Origin of the sequence: Vibrio sp. 2096, from assembly GCF_033339595.1 — a bacterium.
GTDB lineage: Bacteria > Pseudomonadota > Gammaproteobacteria > Enterobacterales > Vibrionaceae > Vibrio > Vibrio alginolyticus.
On record NZ_JAWOUX010000015.1, the window covers coordinates 42,284 to 57,509 of the forward strand.

Below are 15,226 nucleotides of genomic sequence, written 5' to 3' on the forward strand. Positions count from 1 at the left end.
CCTCTATTTGGACTTAGTGTTAATCAGTGACAAGCGATAATCGCCCGTCCCGAGTTAAAGGTGATTAACCTAGTTGACCAACGAATGGGTTTGCGAAAGTGAATAGTAGCGCGATTACGATACCGATCATTGGAACCGCATCAAGTAGACCCGCGATGATGAACATCTTAACTTGTAGCATAGGAGCCATTTCTGGTTGACGTGCAGCACCTTCTAGGAATTTACCACCTAGCAGTGCGAAACCAATCGCTGTACCAAGAGAAGCAAGACCGACGATAATACCTACGGCGATTGCAGAAAAGCTCAGTAAAGTTTCCATTACTATCTCCAATTTATAGTTGTTGGCTTAGTGCCCAAATAAAAAGCTTTAAAAAAATTAATGATCAGGATCTTCGTGTGCCATTGACAGGTAAACAATTGTCAACATCATGAATACGAAGGCTTGAATCGTAATAACCAAGATATGGAAGATTGCCCACGGTAGTGAACCCATCCATTGTAAGTACCATGGTAGCATTGCCGCACAAAGAATGAATACAACCTCACCCGCGAACATGTTACCGAATAGACGCATACCAAGTGATAGAGGTTTCGCTAATAGCGATACCACTTCAATTAGTAGGTTAAACGGAATCATCAGTGGGTGATTGAATGGATGTAGTGCAAGTTCTTTTGCGAATCCACCTAGACCTTTTACTTTGATGCTGTAGTAAATCATCAATGCAAAAACGCCTAGAGCCATAGCCATGGTGATATTCACATCAGCAGACGGTACAACCTTAAGGTAAGGAATACCTAGCCAATGCTCTGCTGGGTATGGTAAGAAGTCGATAGGAACTAAGTCCATCACGTTCATCAAAAATACCCAACAAAAGATAGTCAGTGCTAAAGGCGCGATCAGTGGGTTGCGTCCATGGAACGTGTCTTTGACGTTATCGGCGACAAATTCAACGATCATTTCTACAGCACACTGAAGCTTACCCGGTACACCCGCTGTTGTTCTCTTTGCTACTTTGTAAAAAATTCCGAGGAAGATTAAACCAGTAAACCAAGAAAAAAACAGGCTATCGATATGTACGTTCCAGAAACTTGTCTCCGACCCTACTAAACCCAACTTGTATAGCGATAGGTTAGAAAGGTGGTGGGCAATGTAACCGGACGATGTTAGCGCTTCACCTGGCGCAGCCATAACTCATCCTATTTTTTGTTGTTAATGAATAGCACTGGTGCACAGATATTAATACCTAGTACCAGCAAATAGGTTAGTTTGAGGGGAACAAGTTCCACCTGCATATACATGTAGGCAACATAGAACAGTGCAACCGTGATGAGAATTTTCAGTACTTCACCCGTATAGAAGGAAGCAGCGATGCGCTTGGCAGCGCGAGCTCCACTAAACATGAAAGCACACAGCGCGAATACTGCATTGGCAACAACAAAAATGCCTCCGCCAATCAGCGCTGAAAATCCCCAGTCAGGATTTATGGCTACCGCCATTCCTGCTGCCACAAAAATAACCGCGCCAGACTGGATCATTAACAATTGCCTTGCGAGCTCTCGTCCTGGTCTAGCTAACGCAGCTACCATGTATTCGTACCTCTAGTAATATCCACTTCGCACTAAACTCTCTGTGCTGGGAAATTGGCGAAAATTATACGTTCAGTTCAACGTAAAGCAATTCGATTGCATCAAAAACTTACAGTTTTGTTTACAAAACGACAACTTTCGCACAAAATTCGATTAATTAGATTAATTGACCTAAATCAATTATCTCATCTAGGCCTCAAGCTTGGCAATTAGTTGGTCCAATTTGTGAGGCTCATCAAGACTTATCGTCAATTTCGCTTTTCCGTTTGCAGAACGGGTCAGAGAAACTTTTGCATCAAGCAGCTGACTCAATTTATGCGACATTTGCTCGGCTTCGGTATCCTCTTGTTGCCCTTTTTGCTCATTTTGTGGGGCTAAGCACTTTTTTACTAACTGTTCGGTTTGGCGAACAGTCATTTGCTTCTTAGCCACTTGTTGAGCTACTTCGACTTGCTGTTCGCCTTCTAACGCTAACAGAGCTCGAGCATGACCCATTTCCAATTTTTTATCTGCAACCAGACCTTTTACATCAACTTCCAACTGATTCAGACGTAATAGGTTACTCACCGTCGTTCTTGATTTACCAATCACATCGGCCACTTGCTGATGTGTCAGCGTGAATTCATCTTGTAGACGTTCAAGCGCTTGGGCTTCCTCAATCACATTCAAGTCTTCACGTTGAATGTTTTCAATCAACGCCATGGCGATGGCGGCACGATCTTCAACTTTTTTCACCAAACACGGCACGCGTTTTAAACCCGCCTGCCTTGCAGCACGCCAGCGGCGTTCACCTGCGATGATCTCAAACTGACCATTCTCGACCTGGCGAACCACGATTGGTTGAATAATGCCTTGTGATTGAATCGAAGCCGCTAGTTCTTCTAGCGCTTCAGGCGCCATATCTTTACGCGGTTGGTATACGCCCGGCTGCAATTGACCAATCGCTAAATCGGTTAACTCACCGTCTGCCGATAATTCTTGGCTATGCGATGCAATATGCTGTTTTTCACGAGCAAACGAACTGGTCGACAATAACGCATCCAGTCCTTTTCCGAGACCACGCTTAGACATGGGATTGAATTCCTTAGGTTAGAGTTAAACTGGGATTTCTTCGCGGCGGAGCATTTCGCCCGCTAGAGCAAGATACGCTTTGGCACCTGCGGAGTACTTATCGTAGTACATTGCTGGCTTACCGTGACTTGGCGCTTCAGCCAAACGAACATTACGCGGAATGACAGTACGGTAAACTTTATTCCCAAAGTGTTTTTTAAGTTGATCGGATACTTCATTCGATAAGCGGTTGCGTGGGTCGTACATGGTACGCAATAAACCTTCGATTTTTAGGTTTTCATTCACAACAGCCGCTAACTTGCTGATTGTATCCATAAGAGCAGTTAAACCTTCTAACGCAAAGTATTCACATTGCATCGGCACCAGCACAGAGTCAGCTGCCGCCATCGCATTGATTGTAAGAAGGTTTAGAGAAGGAGGACAATCAATAAAGATGAAATCATAGTTATCGCGAACTGACGACAATGCATTTTTTAGACGCACTTCACGAGCGAAAACTTCCATCAATTTGATTTCTGCCGCGGTTACGTCTCCGTTCGCCGCGATCAAATCATACTTCCCTGTTGTTTGGGTACAAACGACTTGATCGAACGGTGTATCTTCGACCAAAAGATCGTATGCGGTGGCGTCGACCATATACTTATCCACGCCACTGGCCATCGTAGCATTGCCTTGCGGGTCGAGATCGATCACCAAAACCTTGCGCTTTGTTGCCGCCATCGAAGCCGCTAAGTTAATGCACGTTGTTGTTTTGCCGACCCCACCTTTCTGGTTGGCGATTGCTACAATTTTACCCACGATTACCTCGCTAATTTTCCTTGCGCGATAAGATTACTAGATGACGATCACCTTCCAACTCAGGAACAGCCAAAGATATGATCTCTGTCACACTGCACCATTCAGGAAGCTGATCCATTTCATCTTTAGGGTGCTGTCCTTTCAGCGCTAGAAACACCCCGTGCTCTTGTTTCGGCAAATGGTGGCACCATTCCACCATGTCTGTCATTGAAGCAAAAGCTCGACTCAAAACGCCATCAAATTTTTCTTCAGGTTGGAATTCTTCGACGCGACTTTGAATTGGTGTCACGTTTTTCAGTCCTAATGTGTGCACGACTTGCTTGATAAAACGAATGCGTTTGCCAAGACTGTCGAGCAAAAAGAAGGTTTTCTCAGGGTTCATTATTGCCAAAGGGATGCCCGGTAACCCCGGACCAGTACCAACATCAATGAAGCGCTCACCGGGCAGGTGTGCGCTTACAACGATACTATCAAGAATATGTTTCACTAACATATCAAGCGGATCACGTACCGATGTTAAATTGTACGCTTTGTTCCATTTGTCGAGCAGTTCGACATAACCAACTAACTGCTCTCGTTGCTGTTCTGACACTTCCAAATCGGTTTTCGCGATCAGTGAATCCAGCTTTGTTCGCAATGCGCTCATTATTCTTCCTCACCTTTCTTCAGCAAACCATGCTTTTTCAAGTGAACAAGTAGAATAGAAATTGCAGCAGGCGTAATACCAGAAATGCGTGATGCAATACCGATGCTCTCTGGTTTGGCCTCGCTCAGTTTAGCAACGACTTCGTTTGATAAACCTTTTACATCGCGGTAATCCAAATCAGCAGGTAACTTGGTATTTTCGTGACGCAGTGATTTTTCGATCTCTTCCTGCTGACGCTTGATGTAACCATCGTATTTCACTTGAATTTCAACTTGCTCAGCCGCTTGCTGATCTTCAAGTGCAGGAGCAAACGCTTCAAGTTGCGTCAGTTGCGAATAAGTGATCTCTGGACGACGCAGAAGATCCTCACCACTCGCTTCACGGGCCATTGGGGTTTTCAGCAGCTTGTTCAGCTCATCAACACCCTCTGACTTCGGATTCATCCACGTTGCTTTCAAACGCTGACGCTCCGTTTCCATATTGTTGATTTTCTCGTTAAAGCGAGCCCAACGAACATCATCAATCAAGCCTAGCTCGCGCGCTTTTTCCGTTAAACGCAAATCGGCATTATCTTCACGAAGTAGCAGGCGGTATTCCGCACGAGAAGTGAACATGCGGTACGGCTCTTTGGTACCCATGGTCGATAAGTCATCAATCAACACGCCCATGTAAGCTTGGTCACGACGTGGGCTCCAGCCTTCTTTGTCTTGGCTAAACAAGCTTGCGTTTAGACCGGCCATCAAGCCTTGCGCTGCGGCTTCTTCGTAGCCAGTCGTACCATTAATCTGGCCAGCAAAGAACAAACCATGGATGAACTTCGTCTCGTACGTTTGCTTCAAATCACGTGGATCGAAGAAATCATATTCAATCGCATAACCTGGGCGAACGATGTGTGCATTTTCAAACCCTTTCATTGAGCGCACGATTTGTACTTGCACATCAAATGGCAAGCTGGTCGAGATACCATTAGGGTATAACTCGTGCGTGGTTAGGCCTTCTGGCTCAATGAAGATTTGGTGGCTGTTTTTGTCAGCGAAACGCATCACTTTGTCTTCTATAGACGGACAGTAACGCGGACCAATACCTTCAATCACACCTGCGTACATTGGACTGCGATCCAAGTTACTACGGATCACATCGTGAGTTTGTTCATTGGTGTGGGTGATGAAACATGGAATCTGACGCGGATGCTGTTCACGTTTGCCCATGAACGAGAATACAGGCGTTGGGTTATCACCATGCTGAGCTTCTAGCACTGAAAAATCAACAGTACGAGCATCAATGCGCGGTGGAGTACCTGTTTTTAAACGATCCACACGGAACGGCAGTTCACGCAGTCGATCCGCTAATGCGATCGATGGTGGATCCCCGGCACGACCACCAGACGAGCTTTCCATACCTATGTGGATCTTACCACCAAGGAAGGTACCCACGGTTAGCACAACGGCTTTCGCATGGAAGCGAAGTCCCATTTGAGTTACCACACCAACTGCGCGATCTTGTTCAACAATCAGATCATCAACTGATTGCTGGAACAACGTTAAGTTAGGCGCATTTTCTAATGCATTACGAACGTACGCTTTGTACAGAGCGCGATCGGCTTGAGCTCGAGTTGCTCGTACTGCAGGACCTTTGGAGGCATTTAGTGTACGAAACTGAATACCTGCATGGTCGATGGCTTCAGCCATCAAACCGCCCATAGCATCTACTTCTTTTACTAAGTGACCTTTACCAATACCACCGATCGCCGGATTACAAGACATCTGGCCTAATGTATCGATGTTATGGGTAAGGAGAAGCGTTTTTTGTCCTGTGCGTGCAGATGCGAGCGCGGCTTCCGTTCCTGCGTGTCCGCCACCGACAACAATGACGTCAAAGTTTTCGTGATAAAGCATGAACTGACCTCAGGTATTCAAAGGGATTTAATGGACAGATAAAGGAGCCGTATTTTACCTGCTTTATGCCAGAGAGAAAAACGTTTTCTCGTTTTATCCGTTTTAAGCTTCAAGATAAATATATATAAGATCTATATATATGATCTTTTATTAGATCTACTATTAGGATCGACCGTTTCTGTGGATAACCTAAAAATGATCAACAAGATCATGGATCTTCTTTGGATTATATCTTGTGATCATGATTGGATCAGATCGAGGATTACCTGGGATCAAAAGTGGTGGTTATACACAGGGGGTAAAATTGATCAAAGTTGTTATTGGGATAACTAAAGGAAAATCACTGGATCTTATTGTAGTTATCCACAGTCTGTTTGGTTGGTTTTTGAGCGGTTAAACAAAATAATTTGGTGGGAGTTATTCACATGGGAGAAAACAGAGTCGAATTTCGACTCTGTTGAAGGGAAAGTCGTGAGTTTAAAAACGTTCGATATTCTCTTTTAACCACATCTCTGCGGCGTCTTCTGGCACATCATGGCTCAGTACATCGATTTTAAAGCAATCTGCGAGAGGGGTTGCACCAATATCCTCTAATAAATCATAAGCGTGTTGACCAGCGGCACAGAACGTATCGTAGCTAGAGTCACCAATCGCAATCACCGCAAATTTTACATCAGTCATTTTTGGCGGTGTATTTTGTAATGCTGCGATAAAAGGTTGGATATTATCAGGATACTCACCAGCTCCATGTGTAGAGGTGATCACCAACCACGTACCTTGATTTTCGATATCACTGAGGGAAGGCTGGTTGTGGATCGTTGTTTCAAATCCATTCTCGTTGAATAGATCACTCAGGTGATCCCCTACGTATTCTGCGCCACCTAACGTGCTGCCTGTAATAATGTGGATCATACTTCTTCCTTATTGAATGCGACGGCTAAAGCTCATGGATGGCTTGCCGTACAAAAAGAAACGCGGTGTGAGTTAAGCTCAGCACCGCGCGTTCGATTATTTACTTCCCGATACAGAATGAAGAGAAGATTCGTCCCAGTAAGTCGTCAGAACTGAACTCACCGGTAATCTCATTGAGATGTTGTTGGGTGATGCGTAGCTCTTCAGCCAATATTTCACCTGCCATATAGCCTTCAAGCTGCTCCTGGCCTATTTGAAGGTGCTGTGCGGCACGTTCTAATGCATCGAGATGACGACGACGAGCCATAAACCCACCTTCACTGTTGCCAGAGAAGCCCATACACTCCTTGAGATGATCGCGCAGAGCTTCAACCCCTGCACCAGTCTTCGCTGACAAACGGATAAGAGTAGGGTTATTGACGTGGCAGATCCCCATATCTTCACCCGTTTGATCCGCTTTATTACGGATCACAGTTATGCCAATGTTGTCTGGTAGGCGATCCACAAAATCTGGCCAGATATCTTTCGGATCGGTGGCATCGGTTGTCGTGCCATCCACCATGAACAACACGCGGTCTGCTTGGGCTATTTCATCCCACGCGCGTTCGATACCGATTTTCTCTACTTCATCGGAAGCATCACGCAAACCTGCTGTATCAATGATGTGTAGTGGCATGCCATCAATATGGATATGCTCACGCAGTACATCACGCGTGGTTCCTGCGATGTCGGTTACGATTGCAGATTCTTTACCCGATAGCGCGTTCAGTAGGCTTGATTTGCCCGCATTTGGGCGACCCGCAATCACGACTTTCATCCCTTCACGCATAATAGCGCCTTGGTTAGCTTCTTTGCGCACCGCATCTAGGTTGTCGATGATGGCTTGTAGGTCACCAGCCACTTTACCGTCGGCCAAAAAGTCGATCTCTTCTTCAGGGAAGTCGATGGCTGCTTCAACATAGATACGCAAATGAATCAGCGACTCAACTAAGGTATTAATACGGCCTGAAAATGCGCCCTGTAAGGATTGCAGCGCCGATTTTGCTGCTTCTTCAGAACTGGCATCAATGAGGTCTGCAATCGCTTCGGCTTGAGCGAGGTCGAGCTTATCGTTCAGAAATGCGCGTTCAGAGAACTCACCAGGGCGAGCAGCTCGAATACCATCTATACCTAGAATGCGTTTTATCAGCATATCCATCACGACAGGGCCGCCATGGCCTTGCAGCTCAAGTACGTCTTCACCGGTAAATGAGTATGGGTTAGGGAAGTACAGTGCGATGCCCTGATCAAGCACAGTGCCATCTTCTGACTTAAACGGCAGGTACTCTGCGTAGCGGGGCTTTAGTGTTTTGCCAGTGACTTCTAACGCCACTTGGTTGGCTTTAGGGCCAGAAACTCGAATAATACCGACACCGCCACGACCAGGCGCGGTCGCTTGAGCGACAATCGTATCTGTAGTCATAATTTTGCCTTTTGAGCTGGGCTATAGGGAAGATACCTAGGGAGCCATCACAATTAATTAGCTGAATTGTAATCAGCCAAAAACAAAAAGGCGACCTTTTGGCCGCCTTTCTCAATCATTTCCTAAAAGGTTACTTGCTGTGTAAGCCTTTTTTCTCTAATCCTTTGTAGATCAGAGTTTGCTGGATAAGCGTTACGATGTTCGACACCAACCAGTACAGAACGAGACCTGATGGGAAGAACAAGAAGAAGAAGGTAAACATAACCGGCATAAAGGTCATGATCTTCTGCTGCATTGGATCCGTTACTGTTGTCGGGCTCATCTTCTGGATTAGGAACATTGACGCACCCATCAGTAGAGGCAGGATGTAGTAAGGGTCCTGCGCTGAAAGGTCATGAATCCAACCGAAGAATGGAGAGTGACGTAGCTCAACCGATTCCATTAGTGCCCAGTAAAGCGCGATGAAGATAGGCATCTGTAGGATAAGAGGTAAACAGCCACCTAGTGGGTTCACTTTCTCTTTCTTGTACAGTTCCATCATTTCTTGGCTCATGCGCTGACGGTCATCACCGATACGCTCACGCATTGCTTGCAGCTTAGGCTGTAGCATGCGCATTTTCGCCATAGACGTGTATTGCGCTTTTGTTAGTGGGTACATTGCACCACGAACGATGAAGGTCAGACAGATGATTGCCACACCCCAGTTGCCAACAAAGCTCTGGATGAATGAAAGCAACATATGAAGAGGCTTCGCAATGAACCATAACCAGCCGTAGTCCACTACTAGGTCTAGGTTAGGTGCCACTTCTGCCATTTCATCTTGCAGTTTTGGACCAACCCAAAGTGTTGCTTCAAACTTAGCCTGATCGCCTGTTGCGATAGTTTTGTTCGGCATACGAACGCCGATGTCGCCGAGGTTGCCAATTACACGAGTGTATAGGTTAGTACCTGGTTCGTTACGTGGGATCCAAGCTGCGGCAAAGTAGTGCTGAATCATTGCTGCCCAACCTTGGCCATCGGCTAGGTTAAGAGACAGGTTGCGATCCTGCATATCATCAAAGCTGTACTTCTTGTAACGCGTATCTTCTGTTGAGTATGCGCCACCACGGTAAGTAGGCATTGTGATGCTACCACCATCGTCCATTAGATTTTGACGTAGGTGAGCGTACATACCAAATGTTGCGTTGTTGCCTGAGTTGTTCACTACATCGTATTCAACATTAAGCGCGTAGCTGCCGCGTTTAAAGATGTAAGTTTTGGTGTATTCGATGCCGTTTGCAGTGAATGTCATCGGAACGCGAAGTTCATCTTGACCGTCAGCCATTGTGAAGCTGTCTGCACTTACGTTGTAGTGAGGGCGATTTGTGCTGCTCAAGTCGATACCTTGAGGACCCACTAGACCGCTTTGAGCGATAAATTGGTGACCTTGAGCGTCTTTAAGCAGAACAAAGGAATCTGATGAATCTAACTCAGCAGAGTATTCGTTAAGGTTGGCATGTACCACATCGCCACCAACGGTGTCGATCGACAGAGTTAAAACATCAGTCGTTACTGTGATAGTTTTTGCAGAAGCTTGCTGTTGACCAGGAACTGGGTCAAGTTCATCAGCAAAAGATGGTGCAGGTAGGGTGCTGCTTGATTGAGCCTGTTCAACTGCTTGAGGTTCTGGATTCTTTGCAACTTGCCATTGTTGAAACAGCAAAAAAGAAACCAGGGCCAAACCGATGAGCAGGATATTACGTTGAGAATCCATCGTTAGTTATCTCTGTCTTGTTTTTGGACTGGTGGAACGGGGTCATACCCCCCTTCATTCAAAGGGTGGCATTTTAATAGACGTTTGCCTGATAACCAACATCCTTTTACAAAACCGTGAGCTCTCAAAGCTTCTAGCGCGTAAGTGGAACAGGTTGGTGTGAACCGGCAACGAGGACCAATCAAAGGGCTGATAAACCAGCGATACAGATAAACGAGCCCAATGGCTATCCACGTGAAGGGCGAGACAGGCGTTGCCATAGCTTATCAAACAACTTAAAAATTTCCTCATTGCTTAAATCTTGCGCGCTTTTCTTTGCAATCACAACAAAATCTTTGTTTGGAAGCTGATGTTGATTGTTACGAAAGCTTTCACGAGCCAAACGCTTAAATCGGTTACGACCGACAGCCGTTTTGATTTGCTTTTTGGGAACCGCTAAACCTAATCGTGGGTGAGAAAGTTTGTTATTGCGAGCAATGATGGTGAAATGAGGCGAGCCAGCTCGATGAGCTTGCTGGAAGACGTTTTGATAATGCTCGGGAGTTAACAAACGTAACTCCCGATTAAACGCGTACGTGTTCAAAATAAACTAGCGATTATTTTGATAGGCGCGCACGGCCTTTTGCACGACGTGCGTTGATAACTTTACGACCGTTCTTAGTTGCCATGCGAGCACGGAAGCCGTGAGTACGCTTGCGCTTTAGAACTGTAGGTTGAAAAGTGCGTTTCATGATAATTACCTTTACTGATCAGTAGTTTTAGGTTCTTGTTAAACCCGGCGTGGGTATTTGCTTTCTTACATAAAGAAGCTCTTTATATAGAGAAGGACAACCGACGCCTCTCAACAAAGAGGCGGAATTGTAATCACACTCACATAATGTGTCAATGACTCAATGAGTACGAAATTCCGGCCGGGCGATTATACGTAGTGTGAGTAAAATCTCAAGGATCAATCGATCCTGATGCTTGATCGTTACTCTATTCCTACTTGGTTAAGGAATTTTTTCAAACGAGGATCTTGTGGATTATCGAAGATATCCTGTGGAGAACCTTGCTCAACGATATTGCCTTCCGCCATGAAGATCACTCTATCAGCTACTTCTTTCGCGAATTGCATCTCGTGCGTCACCACCAGCATGGTTTGATGCTGATTAGCTAACTTCTTCATTAATGAGAGAACTTCACCGACCCATTCAGGATCCAGCGCAGAAGTTGGTTCGTCAAACAACAGCAGTTCTGGTTGCAGCGCCATCGCTCGGCCGATACCCACACGTTGTTGTTGGCCGCCAGACAATGCCGCTGGATAACTATCGCCTTTATCCCCAAGACCGATGTCATCCAGAATTTGTTGCGCTCGTTTGAGAGCATCGGCTTTTTTCCAACCTCGAACGGTCACTAGACCTTCGGCAATGTTCTGGCGCGCATTCATGTGGGCAAACAGGGCATAGTTTTGGAACACAAAGCCAGTTCGACGACGCAGCGCTAATACTTCGGCTTTAGTGTGTTTTTGAGTATCAACGGAGATGTCATCTATCGTGATACGACCTTCATCTGCTTGTTCTAGAAAGTTCACCGTACGCAGCAAGGTTGATTTACCCGTACCACTTGAGCCGATAATCACGATGATCTCACCTTGCTTAATATCGAGGTCGATGCCTTTCAGCACTTCAGTCTCACCAAAACGTTTGTGAATATTTTCTAACTTAATCATCGTACGTACGCCTTATTCAGTTTTGCTTCTGCCCAGATTTGTACGCGAGTCAGAATCACCACCACGCCCCAGTAAATAAGAGCAACCGCAAGGAAAGCTTCAAAGAAACGGAAACTTGATGAGGCTTCCATCTGTGCTTTCGCCATGATTTCGGCCACACCAAGCGTGAAAGCAAGAGACGTTGACTTGATCATATCGATGAAATAGTTCATCAATGAAGGCAGTGCGACACGCGTTGCTTGAGGTAAAATCACTCGGCGCATTGCTTGGGATGTCGTCATACCGACCGATAAGCTCGCTTCCATTTGGCTGCGATCAATGCCAATAATGGCGGCACGAATACTTTCCGCCATATAAGCGGCAAAGTGCAGCGTTAAACCGATAACCGCTGCTGAAAAGGCGTCGATACCGACCATCAATGGAAAAATTTGCGGTAAGCCGTAATAGAGCAGGAAAAGCTGAACCAACAGTGGGGTGCCACGGAAGAAGCTGATGTACAGTTGGCTTAATTGATCCAGAACTGGCAGTTTAAATACGCGAATATTGGCTAAAATGACGGATAAAATCAGCGAAAACACCAATCCCCATGTCGCCATTTCCATGGTTGTGCCAAGATATTTCAGCAATATCGGCAGCAGTTCCAACATGTAATTAAAGTCAAATCCCATACGGCTTACCTAAAGGCTAGAGAAAAGAAAAGGTGGAAAACAAGTTCCACCTTTACGTAAGTTTATTTTAGTCCGAGAGTGATACCACTTTGCGGCCTAAAGTACAAAGAGTTCTTATTTCGTGATGTCAGCGCCAAACCACTTCACGGAAATTTTCTCTACTGTACCATCTGCGCGCATCTCAGCCAGTGCTTTGTTTACTTCTTCTTGCAGCTTACGACCTTTCTCGTTGTCAACGAAAGGCCATGCGTTTTGAATGGTCTCAAACGGTTCGCCTGCCAATTCCAGAGGAAGGCCAGTTTTCTTAATCAGCTCTAACGCAGAAAGACGATCCATTACAAACGCGTCTGCACGACCGAGCGCCACGTCATGTTCGATACCTGTGTCGTACGTTTTAATGTTGATCTTGCCGTCTTTGTCGTATTGACGCAGCAGTTGCTCAAAGTTAGAGCCTAGGTTCACCGCAACGGTCTTGCCCGCAAGATCGTCAACACCTTTGATGCTGTCGTTGCCTTTACGCACGGTAATTTGTGCGCCATCTACAACGTAAGGGTCAGCAAATAGGTATTTAGCTTTACGCTCGTCAGTCATGGTGATTTGGTTGGAGATCGTATCGATACGACCAGTTTCTAAAAGACCAAATAAACCAGAGAAGTTGGCTGTTACGTATTCGATTTTGTAATCGTTACGTTTACCGATTTCATCCCACATGTCGACTTCAAAGCCTTGTAGCTTGTCTTGCTTTACAAAAGTAAACGGGAAGTAGCGACCTGACATACCAACTTTGACTTCAGTAGCGGCTTGTACGGTTGCTGCCGACAGTGCAATGGCTGCAACGGCAACCTTAATCCAGTTTTTCATAATACATCTCCATAATTTTATGGTTGGAAATACTACTGTTAGTTAGCTCAATTAAATAAATAACCAAGAGCAATAACCTAGACCTGTGAGTTATTAGATAATAGAAGAAGAATGTTAAATGTGACGAAAATGCGAACTGAACCTAGCGAAATGATCGACAAAATCAACATTGGGAATAAAATAATACACAGACTTATCACCAATCGCTCGATCTTGTGAATTTTGCCCAATTGTGGATCGTTGTGTGGGCAAATTTGGGGCAAGGTGTGTTGATCTCATCAAGTTTGCAGAAATAATTGTGAATAACTTGGATCTTATTCACTGGATCGTCGATCAATCGCTGGCGATCTTGGTTATCAACAGGTAAAATTGCTAGTCTTTTCCGATAATTCAATTACTCAGTGGGGGCACCGTGTCATCTTCGCTTTGGCTGCAATGTTTGCAGCAGCTTCAAGAAGAGCTACCAGCTACAGAATTCAGCATGTGGGTTCGTCCGCTACAAGCGGAGCTCAATGACAATACTCTCACTCTATTCGCGCCAAACCGCTTTGTGTTGGACTGGGTGCGTGATAAGTATCTGAACAATATTACTCGCTTACTGCAGGAATACTGCGGTGGCGATATTCCTAACTTACGCTTTGAAGTGGGGAGCCGACCTGTCTCTGCTCCAAAACCAGCGCCGACACGTACGCCTGCAGATGTGGCTGCCGAGTCATCTGCACCTGCACAATTACAAGCGCGTAAGCCAGTACACAAAACCTGGGATGACGACGCTCAAGCGATTGCGGCTATCAATCACCGCTCAAACATGAACCCAAAACACAAGTTCGACAACTTTGTTGAAGGTAAGTCGAACCAACTGGGTTTGGCTGCGGCGCGTCAGGTATCGGATAATCCTGGTGCAGCATACAATCCGCTGTTCCTATACGGCGGCACGGGCTTGGGTAAAACACACTTGTTGCATGCGGTGGGCAACGCGATTGTGGATAACAACCCGAACGCAAAAGTGGTCTACATGCACTCAGAGCGTTTTGTGCAAGACATGGTGAAAGCGCTGCAAAACAATGCGATTGAAGAATTCAAACGCTACTACCGCAGTGTGGATGCACTCCTTATCGATGACATCCAATTCTTTGCTAATAAAGAACGTTCACAAGAAGAATTCTTCCATACCTTCAACGCACTATTGGAAGGTAATCAGCAGATCATTCTAACGTCTGACCGTTATCCTAAAGAAATTAATGGCGTTGAAGATCGTCTTAAATCTCGCTTTGGTTGGGGTCTTACTGTTGCGATCGAGCCACCTGAGCTTGAAACGCGTGTGGCGATCTTGATGAAAAAAGCTGAAGATCACCAAATCCACCTTGCTGATGAAGTGGCATTCTTCATTGCCAAGCGTCTGCGTTCGAACGTTCGTGAGCTCGAAGGTGCACTGAACCGTGTTATCGCGAACGCGAACTTTACTGGTCGTCCAATTACGATTGATTTTGTTCGTGAAGCGCTGCGCGATCTGCTTGCTCTACAAGAGAAGCTGGTGACGATCGATAACATTCAAAAGACCGTGGCGGAATACTACAAGATTAAAGTGGCGGACTTGCTGTCTAAGCGTCGTTCTCGTTCTGTAGCGCGTCCTCGTCAGCTGGCTATGGCGTTAGCAAAAGAACTAACCAACCATAGCCTGCCTGAAATTGGCGATGCGTTTGGGGGCCGCGATCATACGACCGTACTTCATGCTTGTCGCAAGATTGAGCAGCTGCGTGAAGAGAGCCACGACATTAAAGAAGATTACTCTAACTTGATTCGCACCCTGTCTTCGTAATCGGTTAGAATAACGGTATTCTAAGCAAATCATTTATTGAGCT

Annotated in this window: 17 protein-coding genes; 1 reads left to right on the forward strand and 16 read right to left on the reverse strand. The window is 45.7% G+C overall.

Going from position 1 to position 15,226, the window contains the following annotated elements; translation table 11 throughout:
- Window positions 1-64 precede the first annotated feature (64 nt).
- The 16 genes from atpE to R7Q41_RS21080 form a co-directional block, all read right to left on the reverse strand.
- Entirely contained in the window at window positions 65-319 is a 255-nt protein-coding gene (gene atpE, locus R7Q41_RS21005; RefSeq protein WP_002540812.1) for a F0F1 ATP synthase subunit C, read from the reverse strand.
- Between the two features lie 57 nt (window positions 320-376).
- Complete coding sequence (gene atpB, locus R7Q41_RS21010; protein ID WP_005378922.1) at window positions 377-1,189, reverse strand: F0F1 ATP synthase subunit A; 813 nt, start codon at window positions 1,187-1,189, stop codon at window positions 377-379.
- A gap of 8 nt (window positions 1,190-1,197) precedes the next feature.
- Entirely contained in the window at window positions 1,198-1,587 is a 390-nt protein-coding gene (locus R7Q41_RS21015) for a F0F1 ATP synthase subunit I (protein ID WP_005378921.1), read from the reverse strand.
- A 189-nt stretch (window positions 1,588-1,776) separates the two neighbouring features.
- Window positions 1,777-2,658 carry a ParB/RepB/Spo0J family partition protein gene (locus tag R7Q41_RS21020; protein WP_005383840.1) on the reverse strand — a complete coding sequence of 294 codons (882 nt, stop codon included), beginning with the start codon at window positions 2,656-2,658 and terminating at the stop codon, window positions 1,777-1,779.
- Window positions 2,659-2,682: 24 nt separating this feature from the next.
- On the reverse strand, window positions 2,683-3,456 hold the full coding sequence (locus tag R7Q41_RS21025; protein ID WP_005383838.1) for a ParA family protein: 774 nt from the start codon (window positions 3,454-3,456) through the stop codon (window positions 2,683-2,685).
- 10 nt (window positions 3,457-3,466) lie between these two features.
- Entirely contained in the window at window positions 3,467-4,102 is a 636-nt protein-coding gene (rsmG, locus tag R7Q41_RS21030) for a 16S rRNA (guanine(527)-N(7))-methyltransferase RsmG (RefSeq protein WP_005378902.1), read from the reverse strand.
- Window positions 4,102-5,997 (reverse strand): tRNA uridine-5-carboxymethylaminomethyl(34) synthesis enzyme MnmG, encoded by a 1,896-nt coding sequence (mnmG, locus tag R7Q41_RS21035; protein WP_005378901.1) that lies wholly within the window; start codon window positions 5,995-5,997, stop codon window positions 4,102-4,104. Before mnmG ends, rsmG begins: the two co-directional genes overlap by 1 nt.
- Window positions 5,998-6,474: 477 nt before the next feature.
- A complete protein-coding gene (gene mioC, locus R7Q41_RS21040) occupies window positions 6,475-6,909 on the reverse strand; it encodes an FMN-binding protein MioC (RefSeq protein ID WP_136976933.1) in 435 nt (144 codons plus the stop codon).
- Window positions 6,910-7,009: 100 nt separating this feature from the next.
- Window positions 7,010-8,371, reverse strand: coding sequence for a tRNA uridine-5-carboxymethylaminomethyl(34) synthesis GTPase MnmE (gene mnmE, locus R7Q41_RS21045; RefSeq protein ID WP_318109299.1), 1,362 nt, complete (start codon window positions 8,369-8,371; stop codon window positions 7,010-7,012).
- A gap of 130 nt (window positions 8,372-8,501) precedes the next feature.
- Entirely contained in the window at window positions 8,502-10,124 is a 1,623-nt protein-coding gene (yidC, locus tag R7Q41_RS21050; RefSeq protein ID WP_005383834.1) for a membrane protein insertase YidC, read from the reverse strand.
- A 2-nt stretch (window positions 10,125-10,126) separates the two neighbouring features.
- Window positions 10,127-10,384: a membrane protein insertion efficiency factor YidD gene (yidD, locus tag R7Q41_RS21055; RefSeq protein ID WP_005378822.1), complete on the reverse strand. Its 258-nt coding sequence runs from the start codon at window positions 10,382-10,384 to the stop codon at window positions 10,127-10,129.
- A complete protein-coding gene (gene rnpA / locus R7Q41_RS21060) occupies window positions 10,351-10,674 on the reverse strand; it encodes a ribonuclease P protein component (protein WP_005394102.1) in 324 nt (107 codons plus the stop codon). Before rnpA ends, yidD begins: the two co-directional genes overlap by 34 nt.
- A 46-nt stretch (window positions 10,675-10,720) precedes the next feature.
- Window positions 10,721-10,855: a 50S ribosomal protein L34 gene (rpmH, locus tag R7Q41_RS21065; protein WP_005378825.1), complete on the reverse strand. Its 135-nt coding sequence runs from the start codon at window positions 10,853-10,855 to the stop codon at window positions 10,721-10,723.
- A gap of 242 nt (window positions 10,856-11,097) precedes the next feature.
- Window positions 11,098-11,835, reverse strand: a complete 738-nt coding sequence (locus R7Q41_RS21070) for an amino acid ABC transporter ATP-binding protein (RefSeq protein WP_005378827.1) — start codon at window positions 11,833-11,835, stop codon at window positions 11,098-11,100.
- Complete coding sequence (locus R7Q41_RS21075; protein ID WP_005378829.1) at window positions 11,832-12,503, reverse strand: amino acid ABC transporter permease; 672 nt, start codon at window positions 12,501-12,503, stop codon at window positions 11,832-11,834. Before R7Q41_RS21075 ends, R7Q41_RS21070 begins: the two co-directional genes overlap by 4 nt.
- Window positions 12,504-12,617: 114 nt before the next feature.
- Window positions 12,618-13,364, reverse strand: coding sequence for an amino acid ABC transporter substrate-binding protein (locus tag R7Q41_RS21080; RefSeq protein WP_005378831.1), 747 nt, complete (start codon window positions 13,362-13,364; stop codon window positions 12,618-12,620).
- Between the two features lie 412 nt (window positions 13,365-13,776).
- Between R7Q41_RS21080 and dnaA the strand changes: the two genes are divergently transcribed.
- The gene (gene dnaA, locus R7Q41_RS21085) at window positions 13,777-15,183 is read left to right on the forward strand and encodes a chromosomal replication initiator protein DnaA (RefSeq protein WP_005378835.1); all 1,407 of its coding nucleotides are present in this window, start codon (window positions 13,777-13,779) and stop codon (window positions 15,181-15,183) included.
- The last annotated feature ends 43 nt before the right edge of the window (window positions 15,184-15,226 follow it).

Excerpts from the sequence above, each read along its gene's own strand:
- rpmH (WP_005378825.1), bottom strand. The coding sequence starts at position 10,855 with ATGAAACGCACTTTTCAACCTACAGTTCTAAAGCGCAAGCGTACTCAC.
- rsmG (WP_005378902.1), bottom strand. The coding sequence starts at position 4,102 with ATGAGCGCATTGCGAACAAAGCTGGATTCACTGATCGCGAAAACCGAT.
- R7Q41_RS21080 (WP_005378831.1), bottom strand. The coding sequence starts at position 13,364 with ATGAAAAACTGGATTAAGGTTGCCGTTGCAGCCATTGCACTGTCGGCA.
- R7Q41_RS21070 (WP_005378827.1), bottom strand. The coding sequence starts at position 11,835 with ATGATTAAGTTAGAAAATATTCACAAACGTTTTGGTGAGACTGAAGTG.
- mnmE (WP_318109299.1), bottom strand. The coding sequence starts at position 8,371 with ATGACTACAGATACGATTGTCGCTCAAGCGACCGCGCCTGGTCGTGGC.
- atpB (WP_005378922.1), bottom strand. The coding sequence starts at position 1,189 with ATGGCTGCGCCAGGTGAAGCGCTAACATCGTCCGGTTACATTGCCCAC.
- mioC (WP_136976933.1), bottom strand. The coding sequence starts at position 6,909 with ATGATCCACATTATTACAGGCAGCACGTTAGGTGGCGCAGAATACGTA.
- yidD (WP_005378822.1), bottom strand. The coding sequence starts at position 10,384 with ATGGCAACGCCTGTCTCGCCCTTCACGTGGATAGCCATTGGGCTCGTT.
- R7Q41_RS21075 (WP_005378829.1), bottom strand. The coding sequence starts at position 12,503 with ATGGGATTTGACTTTAATTACATGTTGGAACTGCTGCCGATATTGCTG.
- R7Q41_RS21020 (WP_005383840.1), bottom strand. The coding sequence starts at position 2,658 with ATGTCTAAGCGTGGTCTCGGAAAAGGACTGGATGCGTTATTGTCGACC.
- R7Q41_RS21015 (WP_005378921.1), bottom strand. The coding sequence starts at position 1,587 with ATGGTAGCTGCGTTAGCTAGACCAGGACGAGAGCTCGCAAGGCAATTG.
- atpE (WP_002540812.1), bottom strand. The coding sequence starts at position 319 with ATGGAAACTTTACTGAGCTTTTCTGCAATCGCCGTAGGTATTATCGTC.
- mnmG (WP_005378901.1), bottom strand. The coding sequence starts at position 5,997 with ATGCTTTATCACGAAAACTTTGACGTCATTGTTGTCGGTGGCGGACAC.
- yidC (WP_005383834.1), bottom strand. The coding sequence starts at position 10,124 with ATGGATTCTCAACGTAATATCCTGCTCATCGGTTTGGCCCTGGTTTCT.